A 16,807-nucleotide genomic window follows, 5' to 3' on the forward strand; every position below is an offset into this window, starting at 1 on the left:
GCCCACACCACCATGCGCCGTTTCAGTCCTTGTGGTCGGCGTAGCCGGGTGGAGAACTCTGTGTCCTCTGTGCCTCCGTGGTGAATTCTTCATTCCGCACATGTGAGCCGGTGCGGTCGGCGCACCGCAGGGTCCTTCGCTTCGCTCAGGATGACGGTGGCGGCCGACTCGACCTGCCGTTTCCATCAAGCGACGAACCGCTCTAGTCGCTGCGCTTCAGCGTTCCCATCCCCCAGTCGTTCAACGAGTCGATCGTTACCTCGGCGGCCTTGCCGTTCGGACCGATCGTGAAGCGTACGGCCGACGGCATGTCGGGCAGCTCGGGGGAGGGGAAGCTCAGGAACAGGTCCCGATCGAAGTGCGTCAGCGCATAGCTGCGCCCGCCGCCGGGTCCAACCGACAAGGTGAGCACGCCATTGCGGTCGGTGACGACGGCGTCGCCGACATAGGCATTGGCATAGCGGCCGGCGTAGGCGGCCGGTGGCAGCGGCGGCGTGGCCGGTGCGGGGCGTGTGCCGTACGCCGCCTTGGCGGCGGCGACCGCCGGACCGAACAGCCCGCCGAACACGTCGTTCCACGGCTTGATCCAGTCCTTTTCTACCTTTCCGGTGAAGACGAGGTCGGCGGCGCTGTCCGACAAGCCTTCGGGAACGCCGGTGGGAAACGCGTTGGACAAGACCAGGATGCCCAGGTTGGCCTTGGGATAGAGCGTCACGACGGTGCGCGCGCCGACGCTGAACGCGCCGGCGTGGCCGCGGGCGAGGCCGTGGCGGCCGAACTCGATGTTCCATCCCAGGCCATAGAATGACGCGCCGCCGGTGACGGGATTGACGCCGCGCGCCATGAGCGGCACGCGCGCCTCCTCCAGCGCCGCGGCGGCGATCAGCCGTTGGCCGTTGTACATGCCGTCGGCGAGTTCCAACCGCATCCATTGCGCCAGGTCGCGGGCGCTGGCACTGACGCCGCCGGCCGGGGCCTGCATGTCGGGATTGCGCTTGAGCTTCGCCGCCCAGGCGCCGTCGACCTTGATATGCAGTGCGGCACGATTGGTGCGCGCGATGAAATCGTCATGACGCGAGCTGGTTGCGGTCATGCCGAGCGGCCGATAGAGCATCTCCTCGGCCACGCTCTCCCAGGACTTGCCCGTCGGTTTGGCGGCGGCGACGGCACCCTCCGTCAATCCGGCATTGCTGTAGGAATAGCCGGCGCGGAAGCTCGACAACGGTGCCACCAGGCGCAGACGTTGCAGCACCTCGGCACGGCCGAAGCCGATATCCTCGAGATCGTCACCCGCGGTTCCCGGCAGGCCGCTGCGATGGGCAAAGAGATCGCGCACCGTCAGCGCCGCGGTCGGGTAGGGATCGCGCAGTTGGAACGCTGGGTCGAGATCGGCGATGCGCGACTCCCAACCGATCTTGCCCGTACTGACCACGGCCGCCACGACGGTCGAGGAGACCGGCTTGGAAAGCGAGGCGATCTGGAACACCGTATCGGCGTCGACAACGTCGGCCTTGCCGACGTCTCGATGGCCGAAGCCCTTGAGGTAGACGACCTCGTCATTGTGGACGACGGCGATGGCAAGGCCCGGCACGCCGCCGCTCTCGATCACCTGCCGCGCCAGGGCCTCCAAAGCGGGCAGGGCAGCGACGACCTTGTCGCGGGACAATGGCTGGGCGTGAGCGGTAGCCCAAGTGAAAGACAGTGCTGCCCAAAGGGTTACGCCGATCCATAGCAGCTGCCGTTGGCTGGCCATCGCAATCCCCCCAACTCGACCATCGGACTTGGTCGAGAGTGACTCTATAGCATGGTCCCTCGACGCTGGCGGATACCGACCGATGTCATGACGATCGAGTCAGGACCGATTCTGAAGAGCGTGACAAAGGGGTCACGATTGCAACCGGTGTTTTGACTCAGTTTTCACGCGCACAGAGTTTGTAATACTGCTTTCCTGCAACTGCGGGGTGGGGAGCTTCAGTCGTACAAATGGTGCTAGCGTCGTCCGTTGGGGATTCCGTTTCGCTTGGCAGTTCTCAGGTCAGTGACACCGGCTTGGCGGCATTGGCCCTGGCCTTGCGCATCAAGGGGCGTGCCGTCGATGTCGGACAACTGAAACACCAGTTCGGCCGGCCCGATCGTCCGCTCAACGATACAGAGCTGCTGCGGGCGGCCCGCCAATCGGGCCTGAAAAGCCGTAAAACATCGAGCCAATGGGCGCGCCTGCGGAACATTCCCCTGCCGGCGATCGCCATTCTGCGCGACGGCCGCTACTGCGTGCTGGCAGCGGTACGCCACCAGGCGGGGCAGGAAGCCGCCCTGGTCGGGGACCGGCTCGATGCGCCGCCGCGCTCCGTGCCCAAAGCGGATTTCGAGGCGGACTGGTCGGGCCAACTGATCCTGATCACCACGCGCGCCGACCTCGTGGGCGCCGACCGCCGCTTCGATATCAGCTGGTTCATCCCCGCCGTCGTCAAATACCGCCGGTTGTTCGGCGAAGTGCTGCTGGGATCATTTGTTATCCAGTCGCTGGGCCTGGTGTCGCCGCTGATCTTCCAGGTGGTGATCGACAAGGTGATGGTCCACCGCACTTTGTCGACCTTGGACGTGCTGGTGTTCGCCCTGTTGGCCGTGGCGATCTTCGAGGCTCTGTTCGGCGCTCTGCGCACGTATCTGTTCTCCCACACCACCAACCGGATCGACCTGGAGCTGGGCGCCCGCCTGTTCAAGCACGTGCTGCGGCTGCCGCTGGGCTATTTCGAGGCACGCCGGGTGGGCGACAGCGTGGCCCGTGTGCGCGAACTGGAGAACATCCGCAACTTCCTGACCGGCTCGACTGTGACGGTGGCCGTGGACTTCGTCTTCACCATCGTCTTCATCGCCGTGATGTTTTTGTACAGCCCGTTCCTGACCTGGATCGTGCTGGCGGCGATCCCGTTCTATGTCGGCCTGTCCCTGGCCGTGACGCCGGTCCTGCGGCAGCGGCTGGACGACAAGTTCAACCGCGGCGCCGAGAACCAGGCCTTCCTGGTCGAGCGCATCACCGGCATCGAGACGGTCAAGGCCATGGCTGTCGAGCCGCAGATGCAGCACCGCTGGGAGGAACTGCTGGCGGCGTACGTGAAGGCGGCCTTCCGCGTCGGCAACCTGGGCAACGTGGCCGGCCAGCTGGCGCAGCTCATCAACAAGGTGCTGCTGGCCCTGATCCTGTGGTTCGGCGCCAAGATGGTGATCGACGGCCAACTGACCGTCGGCGAACTGGTCGCCTTCAACATGCTGTCCGGCCGCGTCAGCGGGCCGATCCTGCGCATTGCCCAGCTGTGGCAGGAGTTTCAGCAGGCGCGGCTGTCGGTCGAGCGGCTGGGCGACATCCTCAATACCCGGCCCGAGCCGGGCGCCGGCGCTGGCCAACAGTCCTTGCCGACGCTCAAGGGGCAGATCGGCTTCGACCATGTGACGTTCCGCTATGCTGTGGACGGGCCCGAGGTCTTGCGCGACGTGTCGCTGACGCTTGCCGCGGGACAGGTCGTGGGCATCGTCGGGCCGTCGGGGTCGGGCAAGAGCACGCTCGCCAAGCTGGTGCAGCGGCTCTACATGCCCGAACGCGGCAAGATCACGGTCGACGGGCTTGATCTGTCGCTGATCGACCCGGCGTCGCTGCGCCGGCTGATCGGCACCGTGCTGCAGGAAAGCATGCTGTTTTCCGGCTCCATCCGAGACAACATCGCGTTGGCCGACCCCGGTCTGCCGCTGCCGCAGGTGATCGCCGCGGCCGAACTGGCCGGCGCCCACGAATTCATCTCGGCCCTGCCGCAGGGCTATGACACCCTGGTGGGCGAGCGCGGCGCCACCCTGTCGGGTGGCCAGCGCCAGCGCATCGCGATCGCCCGCGCGCTGATCCGCAATCCCCGAGTGCTGATTTTCGATGAGGCGACCAGCGCGCTCGATGTCGAATCGGAGGCCGCCATCCAGGCCAACATGGAACGCATCTGCCGGGGCCGCACGGTGCTGATCATCGCCCATCGCCTGTCCGCCGTGCGCAATGCCCATCGCATCCTGACCATCGAGAACGGGCAGATCGTCGAGGATGGGCCGCCTGACCAGCTGATGCGCCAATCCGGCCGCTTCGCCGCCATGCTGCGCCAACAAGCGGGAGGCCTCCATGCCGTGTGACCTCATCCTCCCCCACGCAGTGGGGGAGGTGGCCGAAGGCCGGAGGGGGACCCGACATGGTCTCTGTTACCAGTACCACGTCGCTTCCCCTCCGCTCCTTCGGGCCACCTCCCCAGCGAAGCTGGGGAGGATGTTCTCAGCGAGTCCGACCGATGGCGTTTGAAGGCCTCCGCCGGCTGTTCACCGTGGGCCGAGCGGCGCTGGCCGAGGAGCGCACCCAGCCGCCGCCACCGCGGCGCTCGCGTGACGAGACGGAGTTTCTGCCAGCCGCTGTAGAGGTGCTGGAGACGCCAGCCTCGCCCACGGCGCGGGCGATGTTCTGGAGCCTCTCGGCACTGCTGGCCGTCGGCCTGGGGTGGTCGCTGATCGGCGAGCTCGACGTCGTGGCGATCGCCGAGGGCAAGACGGTGCCGACCGGCAAGACCAAGACCATCCAACCCCTGGAAGCGGGGATCGTGCGTGCGATCCATGTCCAGGACGGCAAGACGGTGAAGGCCGGCGACGTCCTGATCGAACTGGACCCGACAGCGACCGTCGCTGACGCCCGCCGTCTGGCCCTTGAATTGGCGTCGGCGCGCCTGGAACTGGCACGACTGGCGGCAGCGCTGGCACCTGATGATCCGCTGGCACGCTTCCAGGCGCCGGAGGGCACGCCGCCGGCGCAGGCCGACCTGCAGCGCACGCTGCTGCTGAACCAGGTGAACGAGTACCGGGCGAAGCTGGCGGTGCTCGATGCCGAGGTCACCAAGCGCCGTGCCGAGCAGGCAACCGCGGAAATCGGCATCGCCAAACTGGAGCAGGCGTTGCCGCTGTTGAAGGAGCGCTCCGATGCGCGCGATCAGTTGGCGTCGACCGGCAATGGCTCCAAGCTGATCGCGTTGGAGGTGAAACAGCAGCTGGTCGAGATGCGCCACGAACTGCGCGCGCTGCGCCAGCGCCGCGAGGAGCTCGCGGCCGGCCTGGAGGCGCTGCACCGGCAGCGCCAGCAGACCGAGGCGGAGTACGCCAAGACGGTGCTGGGGCAGCGGGTGGAGGCCGAGCGCAAGATCGCCGGCCTGGAGGAGGAACTGCGCAAGGCCGAACAGCGCCGCGACGTGCAGACCTTGACGGCACCGATCGACGGTGTAGTGCAGCAGCTGGCGGTGCACACCCTGGGCGGCGTGGTGACGCCAGCGCAGGCACTGATGTCGATCGTACCGGCCGAGGCGAAGCTGGAGGTTGAGGTCCAGCTGGCCAACCGCGACATCGGGTTCGTCGAGGCCGGGCAGGACGTCGAACTGAAGCTCGAGACCTTCATGTTCACGCGCTACGGCACGATCCCCGGCAAGGTGCTGTCGATCTCGCGCGATGCGGTGCAGGACGAGAAGAAGGGCCTACTGTATCCGGCCCGCATCGCGCTGCTGCGGAGCACGATCGACGTCGATGGCCGCAAGCTGCCGCTGGGTGCCGGGATGGCGCTGACGGCGGAGATCAAGACCGACCACCGCACGGTGATTGATTACGTGCTGTCGCCGATCCGGCGGTACGGGCACGAGAGCTTGAGGGAACGATGATTGCGGTCGTCCAAGCTAAGCTCCCGTACTCGCCGGCATGCTTTCGCCGTAGTTTACGCGATGCGGCTAGAAGAGTGACATGCGGATTCATTGGATTTCTGGCTGTGCTCTGGACTGCGGTGCCAGCGGTTGGTCAAACGAATCTACCGCAGCCACACACCAGATTCAGGTTTGATATCAGCGAGCCTGAAAGCTCCATCACTGAGAAATTCGAGATAAAGCGGAAAAGGCAATATCAGTTTGTTATTGAAGTTAACTACGTAACTCTAGCTGAAGCAGATCGGATACAAAGACTTATCGGCACCGGGCAAAGATTTCCAGACGGTCGCTACTACGCGCCGGGCGTCGTTATTCCTGTTCAATTCAAAATTGAACGCATAGTCGAAAGAACAGCGCGCCAATTAATTTTTGACGAGATGGTTCCAGTGCAGGGACGCATCTATCAACTATTGGGCCCTACTAGCACCTCTGGAAACTACGGACGCTTGATCGCCGAACTCTCATTGGAGAGAGGGATCTATGAGATGCGCGCAAGAACGACGACAAGAATCCCGGATTTTGACGGCATTCCGACCAGTTTGGCCGTTACTTACGATGGAAGAGTGCAGTACACCGACTAAATGAGGAGGTTGCCGTGGCTGACCCGACTCTCACGATCTATGTAGCTCCTGCCGGAACCCCAATGCACAACGCCACCGGTGGGAACCCGCCAACTGCAGGTTCGTCCTTCGGTGGTCACACGTGGTATGTTATCGACAAAGGCGACGGTAGTCCGCCACTTTCCTATGGGTTTGGCCCTGAGACGTCAGGCCTTCCTGATGGCTTCGTGGGTCCGGGCAAGATATATGACAACGATGTCACAAACTACCACGGGCCTAGCATTCAACGGCGAACAGTTAAAATTACAGCCGAGCAGTTTGAGGCTTTGGCAAGATTTGGGACAAACCCCCAAGCCAATGGCTTCACGACTTATGACGTTCAGAAGAACAGCTGCATCGAATTTGTTTGGGAAGCTTTGGAGGCCGCTGGAATCGTAACACGGCCTTTGTACAGTCACATGTTTAAGTTCCCTTTATTGGGTCCACTCAATCCGACAGGTGCCGCCAGGTTTCCGGCCGCGCAATGGCCAATTCTGAGAGACGCTCTGGATCAATTCGAGCGGACAGGACCTGTAGGACCTCCAAAGCGGAGTGGCTCCATCGAAGAGATCACTGACCCCAACGGCAGAGTAGTCACATCGATCGAGCGGGACCACACAGGCGCCGTCAAATCGATTGTCGAGTACGACTATGACCAGGCCGGGAACGTCTCTCTCGCGACGTACAAAGATGCAGACGGAGTCAGGACCGATGCGGTGTCGAGGACGATTGACCCTGTAACCGGCAACATAATTGTTCGATTGACGAGCTACACGGCAGCAGGGGCACTGCTTGGTGAGCACGTCCGGACATATACAGCGACCACTGAAACCTCCGTTGCAACGATGTATGACGTTGCGGCAACCCAGACTTGGCAATCGCAATCTGCCTCCATGAATCAGGCGGGGAACATCACTTCCGCGACCGTGTTGAATGACGACGGAACGTCACTGGCAACGACTTATGACGTCGCCAACGCCGAGAACTGGATCCGGCGCGAAGAAACGCGTGACGCGAACGGCGTTCCGACAAAGACGACGTGGTGGTACGACGACGGCACGCGCGCGGAGCGGTGGCTGGACGCCTACAACACCGATCCGAATGGTCTCGCGTGGGGTGAAGACAGATACGACGCGGCCGGTGTGAAGACGAGTTTTGTCCTGCGGTGGGACAACGGCTGGAACGGTCTCTACATTCTGGACGCGTACAATACGCAGAACTGGTCTCGCCTTGACGAGATCCGAACCCCGGCGGGCGCTTTGGACCAGCTCTGGCGGAACTACGATGATGGCCGGGTTGACAAGACATTCTATGACGTCGCCAACAACCAGCCCTGGCGGGAGTACACGGACAAGTACGATGCGACGGGCGCCCGGGTTGAGCGCGACCAATTGAAGGACGACGGCGGAACCTATCGGCAGTGGTTTGATCCACACAATGCGACCCCTGATGGTCTGTCCGGGGGCAGCAACACGTACGACGCGGCAGGTACGTGGATGGGATATGAGCACTACTATGACGTCGGCGGGCGATATCAGCGCTGGTACGATCCGTACAACACGAACCCGGATGGCCTATCTGGGGGCAGCAATACGTACGACTGGACGGGTGCGCACGTAGAGTATCAGCACTTCTATGACGACGGGCGGCGCTATCAGCGCTGGTACGACCCGCACAACACGAACCCTGAGGGTCTTTCCGGCGGCAGCAATACGTACGACTGGACGGGTGCGCACGTAGAGTATCAGCACTTCTATGACGACGGGCGGCGCTATCAGCGCTGGTACGATCCGCACAACACGAACCCCGACGGTCTATCCGGCGGCAGCAATTCGTATGACGCGGCGGGTGCATGGGCTGGGTATGAGTGGTTCTACGATGATGGCCGGCGCTTTCGGACCGTAGTCGACTCCCAAAACACCCAACCTTGGTCATCGTATACCGAATATTACAATTCGAGCGGACAGCACACGGAGGACATCTGGTACCACGACGGCGGTGGACGTAACCGGAACGTGTTCGATTTCAACAACAACCAGCCCTGGTCATCGTACAGTGAGTACTACAATGCGAGTGGCCAGCACACGGAGGATGTTTGGTACCGCGATGACGGCGGGCGCAATCGGAACGTGTTCGACGTCAACAACAACCAGCCGTGGTCGTCGTACAGCGAGCTCTTCGACGCGAGTGGTCGGAACACGGACGGCATCCGGTACTATGACGACGGCCGGCGCGATCATTGGCAATGGGATCCAGCCAATACACAGGCCTGGTCGTCGCGCGTGCTCAACTACAACGCGTCAGGACAGTGGACCACCCAAAACGGGGTATGGGATGACGGGACGACGTTTCAAGGCCAGTGGCGGGACATGCCAGACGTCAGATACTGGTCTTGGAAAATCGATACCCGAGATCAGAACGGACAGTTGACCCGGGTAAGTGGTGGGTACTCCGACGGCTGGACGTTCCAGGAATGGCACGATCCGTACAATGCACAGCCGTGGCGCGGGGTGGTGGAGAACTATGACCAGACCGGCGCTCGCATGACCCGAGAAGTCTTCGGAGATGACTACCGCTGGACGCGGACCAACTTCGATCCGCACAACACGGTGAACTGGAGATCAATCACTGAGCACTACAACGCTCAGGATTATTTGGTCATCCGGGACACTGTCAATGACGATGGCTCTACATCACAAGAACGGTTCAGGGCTTCCAGTGGCGTCGGCTTCGGTATTGGGAATTTCCTGTTCAAGTACTTCACCGATCCGCTCAACCTGCTGGAACTCCTCGTTCCATTTGACGCTGACACGAATTTCGTCAATAGCGGCTAAGGAGTGCTGCATTTGAAGAATAGAAAGTATTTACTCACCATCGTCGGGAACGCAATTCCGGCGATGGTTGCCCATGGGCAGGACGCCGAGCTGAGCTCGAGACCTTCATGTTCACGCGCTACGGTACGATTCCCGGCAAGGTGCTGTCGATCTCGCGCGACGCGGTGCAGGATGGGAAGAAGGGCCTGCTGTATCCGGCCCGCATCGCGCTGCTGCGCAACACGATCGACGTCGATGGCCGCAAGCTGCCGCTGGGCGCCGGCATGGCGCTGATGGCGGAAATCAAGACGGACCACCGCACGGTGATCGACTACCTGCTGTCGCCGATCCGACGGGTCGGGCATGAGAGCTTGAGGGAGCGATGATTGAATTCTTCCCGATGCTCGAATCCGAATCACGCCCAAGCCTGCGAGAACTGCCGTATTGCCCCGGCAACGCTGTCCGCCAATGCGTCGGGACTATCATCTGTACGCTGCTTGTGCTGGTCTGGGGCGCCACTTCCAATGGCCTGGCACAGACAAGAACAAAGACTTGGCAAGGGATCCCACTTGACGAGCCGTTTTCGATTAGCGTCAGCGGGATTCAATTGCGAATACCGGCAGGATACATCTGGCCAGATCCCGCTGCTCGGCATCGGATCACTGAACGTCCGGCGCTCACTTTTCAGTTCTGGATGCCGGATCGACGGTGGCCGGAAGTCGCACCATATAGCTATTCCGGCTTTCAACCCCCCGAGGCGGGGCGCCCCACGCCACCTCGAGGTTCGTATATCGTCAATGTGATCTTTTTGCGAGCCGTCAAACTCGATGATCCTCAATACGTTTCACCGGCCAAACAATTCCAGAACGTCGTATCGCTTGCAGGGATCACGTCCTATTCGTTTGAGCGCGAGGCCTTTGGCCTCATCCGCTTCTGGCAACACAACAGGCCTGCCGATCAGCCAGAGCATGTCTTGGATTATCGCACTATCGATGGCACCGATCCTCTTGGGCTGTTCTGGTGTACGCATCCTCGCCTCAGCACAGGCCATCCTAACTGCCAGGGCGAAGTCTATCTGATGCCGGAAGAGCTCGCCGTTCGCTTACAGTTTCCTCGAAACGCGCTGTCGGACTGGCACGCGATCGTGAGAAGTGTACGCGAACTGGTTGCTTCTTGGCGGCAAGCGGCGCAAACGCCATAGCACATTCACGAACACACTCTGACTCATTGGGAGGTTTCCATGGCAGGTGAAATACCATTGACGCCCGCTCAATACAGCAGATTGATGTCCGAAACAGGAAATGGGACGAAAGATTACTACAAGGGATACCGATTGATCTATGAGTTCATCAAGGATGATCCCTCGATCGACATTAATATCAAATTCTTCTTCAAGGAGGCTGCGGAGATCAATAGTAATGATCCCCTGAGTGCATCCAATGCGTTCATTCGTCAAGTGACGCGATTGGGCTTCGTTTGGGATGGGCTATTTAGTGGGGATGCGACAGGCCGCGAGGCACAGGTTCAGGCCAATTCAGATGCAATAGGGTTCAATATTTTCCGAGAGATTATCCGAAACGGTACGGTGCCATCCGTCGCGCAGATTATTCCGCAGGACGCCCTTACGGCGGTCAGTGTCGGGCACCAGTCGATCGGCGGATGGGCTGGCGCATTCTACTTTTGGAACGTAGTTCTCTCTGACGGTGTGACCGTAGGCTCGAAAATCGCTGCCAACCCGCAGGAACTGGAGAAGTTTATCGCCATCAATGCTCGGGCATTGTTTGATACAATGGCGAAATTTGGCAATACAGGCGAAAATATCCTCAATCAAATTTGGGCTGGCTTTGATGCTCAGGTGCCCTTGGCTATCAAGGCTGAGATCGCGGAACGCGCACTCCAGTATTTTACGACAGGGGACACGAAGTCATTTGCGGGCAACCCGAATTCCATAGACGGATATAGGCCCATCTATGGATCCAATGGTCAGGTTGTCGGTTGGGCGATGGACCTTCCAGGATTTCCGCCGCAGGAAGTTGTTGATCCAATTTTGCTGGATACGCTGAACCAACGTCGTGAGATTCGCCTTCAAAGACGCGACGATCTGCCGTGGCAGGAGTCTTCCTACCGTGGGAGCCTTCAGGACAATCCGGATGGGACAAAACTGATTCTGTATGCAGATGCTGACGGCGTTGAGTCTTGGTCAACAACACAAGTTGCCGTGACTGCCGATGGGACAGTCTCCTCTCGTGAGGTCACGTATGACACGGGAGTAGTGGAAGACACGACATTTGATACGCAGAACAATCAGCTCTGGACGTCGCGCACTCAGATCTTCGACCCGACAGGCCGGGAGACGGAGCGCGATATGCGCTACGACAACGGCACGGCTAGGAATCAGTTCTTCGATGTCCAGGGCAACCAGGAATGGGTGTGGCGTGACGAAGTGTTCGATGCGACGGGCGTCAAGGTCGGGAGCACGTGGCAATTCGATACTGGCGTGAACACGCAGTACATCGAGGATCCTCACGGCGCGCAATCCTGGCGCCTGCAAAGCATCAGTCACGGCGCCAATGGCGGTTTGGCCAATCACGATTGGTACTACGACGACGGCCGGATCGACCGGATAGCCTATGATGCCAATGGCACCGAGGCTTGGCAGCAGTATACGGACAGGTTCAACGCGGCTGGTGCCTGGACCGAGCGCGACATGCGCTACGACAATGGCACGGCCAGGAATCAGTTTTTCGATGTCCAGGGGAACCAGGACTGGGTGTGGCGCGACGAGGTTTTCGATGCGACGGGTGTCAAGGTCGGGAGCACGTGGCAATTCGATACTGGCGTGAACACGCAGTACATCGAGGATCCTCACAACGCACAGTCTTGGCGCCTGCAGAGCATCAGCCACGACGCCAATGGCGGGTTAACCAATCACGATTGGTACTACGACGACGGCCGGCGATATCAGCAGTGGTTCGATCCACACAATACGACCTCTCAGGGACTGTCCGGAGGCAGCAACAGCTACGACGCGACGGGCACGTGGACCGGATACGAGCACTTCTACGACAATGGTTGGCGCACGCGCCACTCTTTCGACCCGTATGACAGCCAGGATTGGCAGTCTCTCACCGATACGTACGACCCCAACGGCAATTTGGTCACCCGTGAAGGCGTCAACGACGACGGTTTTACGTATCGAACGGTATGGGATGCCGACGGGACGAGGCCTTGGTCCTCGTATACGGACTTCAACAGTCTCGATGGGCAGCGTTGGTACCGACAAGGTATTAATGACAATGGCACGACGTTTAGAACCACCTGGCAGGGAGAAATATCTGATACCTACACATACAATGCGGATGGGAGCTTCCTCTACAGGGACGTCTACAACGGGCCGGCGGGAGCCCTTACTCATCAAAGCCACGCAACTGGGACGACGGTGTACTACAACGTGGGTCAGTCCCTCGGAACCGTAGGTAGTTTCCCCAGCTTCGCCTCTATTCCAATTCCAAACGGTCTGCCGGAGGGCAGTATACCAACCTTGAGTGCGTCGCCGCCTGTGTTCACTTTTGAAGGTATCATGCTGCCCGCCATCATCATTGTTGGAACGCGTGGCGGTTGATAGTCCGGGCAGTGGAGGAGGCCGAGAGATGCCAAGCGCGATCGACGGAGCCGATCGTGCGCTGTACACTCGGTAAAGGCCACCTCAGATCGCGGCCGGTCGCCGTGCTCGGGTCGTTTGTGCTGGAATTTGATGCCCGATGTGCCGAACGGTGGGCGAGAGTGGCGCGCCGGGCTTCACGACGATCGTCTGGACGGTGATGGCGATGCCTGCGGCGATGCCACTCGACGTTGTGCTGCGGATGAACCAGGCGCTGAGCGCGGTGATCGCTGAGCCTGCTTTGCGCCAGCGGTTGCTTGGTGCCGGCACCGTCGTCGCCGGCGGCATGCCGGCCGAAGCCGCAGCGTTTCTGCAAGCCGAGCGGGGAGCGCTGGCGTCACGCCGCCGCGTTCAGCTTGGCCATCGTCCAGCGTCCGTGTAAGCGCAGGAAAGGGTCACGTCAGCTGACGCGGCGGGCGGTGCGGACCAAGGTGGTCGGCGGCACACGAAAATAAAGATGGGTTGTCGATTTTCGTTCCGTTGTCGGCCCCAGGGTGCCGATACATATGGGGCCTTGATCACGCCTTCCTGTCGCCGAGGACGCTCTTCATGTCGTGACGGACGGTTGCCGTTATCGCCGTCAGTGGTCTGCCGTGCGGCGCACTTACCGCACCGGTCAACCCGTCCGCATGTCTTCGTCTCACCCGTGGGGTGTACCCAACGATGAATTGTTGTGATTGTTGTCATTGTTGTCACGCGATTCGGGAGGGCGATTTTATAGCCGGATATACGTCGGCGCGGTGTTAAAGCATGGGCCAGGTGATTTTTTCCGTTACCATCGGCCATGGCCCTCGATCTGGAGCCCTACAAAGACGCGTTGCTGTTCCTCGGGACGGCGGGATTGGTCGTGCCGCTGTTCCATCGGCTGCGCATCAGCCCGGTGCTGGGCTTTCTCGCCGCCGGCATCGCGCTGGGGCCGCATGGGCTGGGCCGGCTGGCGGCGGACTATCGCTGGCTGGGCTACGTCACCATCGCCGACGTCGACCGCATTGCGCACCTGGCCGAGTTCGGCGTCGTCTTCCTGCTGTTCATGATCGGGCTGGAGCTGTCGTGGGAGCGCCTGGTGACCATGCGCCGGCTGGTGTTCGGGCTGGGCTCGATGCAGGTCGCGGTCTCGGCGCTGGCCATTGGTGCGGCGGCCTATGCGCTGGGCCAGTCGCCGGCGGCCAGTGCCGTGTTCGGCGCCGCGCTGGCGCTGTCGTCGACCGCAATCGTGCTGCCGGTGCTGGCCGAGCGCAAACGGCTCAACGCGCCGGCCGGCCGCGCCAGCTTCGCGGTGCTGCTGCTGCAGGACCTCGCCGTGGCGCCCATGCTGTTCATGGTCGCCATGCTGGGGGCGCGGGAGGGGACGGGCATCGGCACCGGGCTGCTGTTCGCCTTCGTGCCGGCCGCGGTGGTGCTGCTGGTGCTGGTCGTGCTGGGCCGCCTGATCCTGCGGCCGCTGTTTCACCACGTCGCCGCCGCGCGCAGCACCGAGCTGTTCATGGCCGCCTGCCTGCTGGTGGTGATCGGCACCGGGCTGGTGACGGCGGCCAGCGGGCTCTCGATGTCGCTGGGTGCCTTCATCGCCGGCATGCTGCTGGCGGAAACCGAGTATCGGCGCGAGATCGAGGTCACCATCGAGCCGTTCAAGGGCTTGCTGCTGGGCCTGTTCTTCGTCTCCATCGGCGCCGGGCTGGACATGGCGCGCCTGGCCGACGCGGCGCCTGTTGTGATCGGCCTGGCGCTGGCCCTGGTCGTCGGCAAGACGGCGATTATGATCGGGTTGGCGCGCATGGTGGGGCTGGCGCCGTCGGTGGCGCGCGAGGCGGCCCTGGTTCTGGGGCCATGCGGCGAATTCGCCTTCGTGCTGGTGACCGCCGCCATCGGGCTGAAGGTGGTGCCGGCGGATGCCGGCGGGATCGTGCTGGTGGTGGTGACGCTCACCATGGTGCTGATCCCGGTGCTGGGCGGCGTGGGCGAGCGCGCCGCACGGCGCGTCGCGCGCACCGAGGCGCCGGAGTCCTTCGAGCCGCCGCCGCAGGACAACCAGGTGCGGGTGCTGATTGTCGGGTATGGCCGCGTCGGCGCACTGGTGGGTGACATGCTGTCGCGCCACGAGGTGCCGTTCCTCGCCATCGATGCCGACCCCAAGGTGGTGACGCGCGAGCGCCAGGGCGGGCGCAAGATCTACTTCGGCGACGCCAGCCGGCCCGAGTTCCTGCGCCGCAGCGGCATCGACAAGGCGCGCGCCCTGGTGGCGACCATGGACGATCCGGCCGCGGTCGGCCGCGTCGTGGCGGCCGCCCATGCCGAGCGGCCCGATCTCACGATCGTGGCACGCGCCCGCGATGCCGAGCACGCCAGCCGGCTCTATGCGCTGGGCGCCACCGACGCCGTGCCCGAGACCATCGAAGCCAGCCTGCAACTGTCGGAGGCGCTGCTGGTCGAGATCGGCCTGCCCATGGGCCTGGTGATCGCCTCGATCCACGAAAAGCGCGACGAGATCCGCAAGGTGCTGGATGTGCCGGGCGCACCGGCGCGCCCCAAGCGCACCGCCCGCCGCGCCCTGAGGCGGACGCGGGAATGAACTTTCTCACCCACGCAGCGGGGAGGGAATCAGCGTCACCGAAACAGGACGCCTGAATTTTCGATGTCGATTTTTGGACTCTTGTCAGTGCCGCACCTGACGCTGTAATGGGCCGCAGGTACGCGTACTCGCCGCCGGAGATATCGGGCGTTCGGTCGCCGCCGTTCCTGGCACACCGCCGATCCGCTACCGCAACCCAGGGGCAGGCCTGTTGTCGTGGCAGCAGCGTTCGATGACCCTGAGCCGATGCGGCACGGATTTCAGCAATTTCCGCAACCACTTTGCCGTCGCGCATGGGTTGCGGACGCGACAGGCGATGCCGGGACTTTCTGTCGCTTTCTGTCGCTTTTCTGTCAGGTCAGGAGAACCCGCTCACGCCTTGGAATCGTTGTCGCCCGGCGTTTCTGTCGTTTCTGTCATCGGTGCGAGAATGAGCCCCGGTTGCCTGCCCAGCGCCAACCCACTATAAGGCGCGCGCCACGAAATCGACCACCTGCTCACAATGGAGACCACCATGGCGCTGGAGCGCACCTTCTCGATCATCAAGCCGGACGCCACGCGTCGCAACCTGACGGGCAAGATCAACGCCCGCTTCGAGGAGGCCGGCCTGCGCATCGTCGCCCAGCGCCGTATCTGGATGACCCAGACCCAGGCCGAGACCTTCTACGGCGTGCACAAGGAGCGGCCGTTCTTCAAGAGCCTGGTCGCGTTCATGACGTCGGGCCCGGTGGTCGTGCAGGTGCTGGAAGGCGAGAACGCCATTGCCCGCAACCGCGAGATCATGGGCGCCACCAACCCGGCCAACGCCGCGCCCGGCACCATCCGCAAGGACTTCGCCGAATCGGTCGAGGCCAACTCGGCGCACGGCTCGGACTCGCCCGAGAACGCCGCCATCGAGATCGCCTACTTCTTCGCCGGCCACGAGCTGGTGGGCTGAGCCCGATCGCCTGCGCAAAAAGAAAGGCGGCCGAGATGGCCGCCTTTCGTCTGTTGGAATAGCGGGTGATCAGCGCCGGATGGCGGCCACGATGGTGAGCGCGATCAGCGCGATGAACATGGCGACGATCACCGACCAGCCCATCTTGGCGACGACGCCGAAGGCCAGGCCGAGCACGATGATCAGAAGGGCCAGGATCGTATAGCCCGTGAGCTTCATCACGCCGTCATACGTCTGACGGTGCTGCCGCATGTCGAATTCGGAATCGGCCATGGATCTTCCCAACGCAGTCAAAGAATAGGTCGGCGGCAGGGCCGCATCAGAGGGTTATAACCAAGCGAACGGCCGGCGAAAAGCCCTTGTCGAGGGCCGAGTTAGCTTCATGGTGAGCTTGTCGAACCATGAAGCCTCGCACCGGAGCGCTGCGTGGCTCGCTTCATGGTTCGACAGGCTCACCATGAAGTGGCAT

General features: G+C 62.2%; 12 protein-coding genes. 10 read left to right on the plus strand and 2 right to left on the minus strand.

Annotation, left to right across the window (positions count from 1 at the left end; all coding sequences use genetic code 11):
* Positions 1 to 202: 202 nt before the first annotated feature.
* Entirely contained in the window at positions 203 to 1,753 is a 1,551-nt protein-coding gene (locus tag FQU96_RS12355) for a serine hydrolase (protein WP_146541548.1), read from the minus strand.
* Positions 1,754 to 1,983: 230 nt separating this feature from the next.
* On the opposite strand from FQU96_RS12355, the gene FQU96_RS12360 reads away from it, so the two are divergent.
* From FQU96_RS12360 to ndk, 10 genes are all read left to right on the plus strand, one after another.
* Positions 1,984 to 4,167 (plus strand): type I secretion system permease/ATPase, encoded by a 2,184-nt coding sequence (locus tag FQU96_RS12360; RefSeq protein ID WP_146541549.1) that lies wholly within the window; start codon positions 1,984 to 1,986, stop codon positions 4,165 to 4,167.
* A gap of 152 nt (positions 4,168 to 4,319) precedes the next feature.
* Entirely contained in the window at positions 4,320 to 5,720 is a 1,401-nt protein-coding gene (locus tag FQU96_RS12365) for an HlyD family type I secretion periplasmic adaptor subunit (RefSeq protein ID WP_146541550.1), read from the plus strand.
* Positions 5,717 to 6,340, plus strand: coding sequence for a DUF5625 family protein (locus tag FQU96_RS12370; RefSeq protein ID WP_146541551.1), 624 nt, complete (start codon positions 5,717 to 5,719; stop codon positions 6,338 to 6,340). The genes FQU96_RS12365 and FQU96_RS12370 overlap by 4 nt, the downstream gene beginning before the upstream one ends.
* A gap of 14 nt (positions 6,341 to 6,354) precedes the next feature.
* Positions 6,355 to 9,192 carry a hypothetical protein gene (locus FQU96_RS12375; protein ID WP_146541552.1) on the plus strand — a complete coding sequence of 946 codons (2,838 nt, stop codon included), beginning with the start codon at positions 6,355 to 6,357 and terminating at the stop codon, positions 9,190 to 9,192.
* Between the two features lie 107 nt (positions 9,193 to 9,299).
* Entirely contained in the window at positions 9,300 to 9,557 is a 258-nt protein-coding gene (locus FQU96_RS12380) for a hypothetical protein (protein WP_146541553.1), read from the plus strand.
* Positions 9,554 to 10,372, plus strand: coding sequence for a hypothetical protein (locus FQU96_RS12385; protein WP_146541554.1), 819 nt, complete (start codon positions 9,554 to 9,556; stop codon positions 10,370 to 10,372). Before FQU96_RS12380 ends, FQU96_RS12385 begins: the two co-directional genes overlap by 4 nt.
* A gap of 39 nt (positions 10,373 to 10,411) precedes the next feature.
* Positions 10,412 to 12,793 carry an RHS repeat protein gene (locus FQU96_RS12390; protein WP_146541555.1) on the plus strand — a complete coding sequence of 794 codons (2,382 nt, stop codon included), beginning with the start codon at positions 10,412 to 10,414 and terminating at the stop codon, positions 12,791 to 12,793.
* 139 nt (positions 12,794 to 12,932) lie between these two features.
* Positions 12,933 to 13,214, plus strand: a complete 282-nt coding sequence (locus FQU96_RS12395) for a tripartite tricarboxylate transporter substrate-binding protein (protein WP_146541556.1) — start codon at positions 12,933 to 12,935, stop codon at positions 13,212 to 13,214.
* Positions 13,215 to 13,616: 402 nt separating this feature from the next.
* Positions 13,617 to 15,401, plus strand: a complete 1,785-nt coding sequence (locus tag FQU96_RS12400) for a cation:proton antiporter (protein WP_146541557.1) — start codon at positions 13,617 to 13,619, stop codon at positions 15,399 to 15,401.
* A 514-nt stretch (positions 15,402 to 15,915) separates the two neighbouring features.
* Entirely contained in the window at positions 15,916 to 16,338 is a 423-nt protein-coding gene (gene ndk / locus FQU96_RS12405; RefSeq protein ID WP_146541558.1) for a nucleoside-diphosphate kinase, read from the plus strand.
* A 69-nt stretch (positions 16,339 to 16,407) separates the two neighbouring features.
* Here ndk and FQU96_RS12410 read toward each other — a convergent pair whose 3' ends face one another.
* Entirely contained in the window at positions 16,408 to 16,611 is a 204-nt protein-coding gene (locus FQU96_RS12410; protein ID WP_146541559.1) for an aa3-type cytochrome c oxidase subunit IV, read from the minus strand.
* Positions 16,612 to 16,807 lie beyond the last annotated feature (196 nt).

This window comes from Reyranella sp. CPCC 100927 (assembly GCF_007859315.1).
Taxonomy (GTDB): Bacteria; Pseudomonadota; Alphaproteobacteria; order Reyranellales; family Reyranellaceae; genus Vineibacter.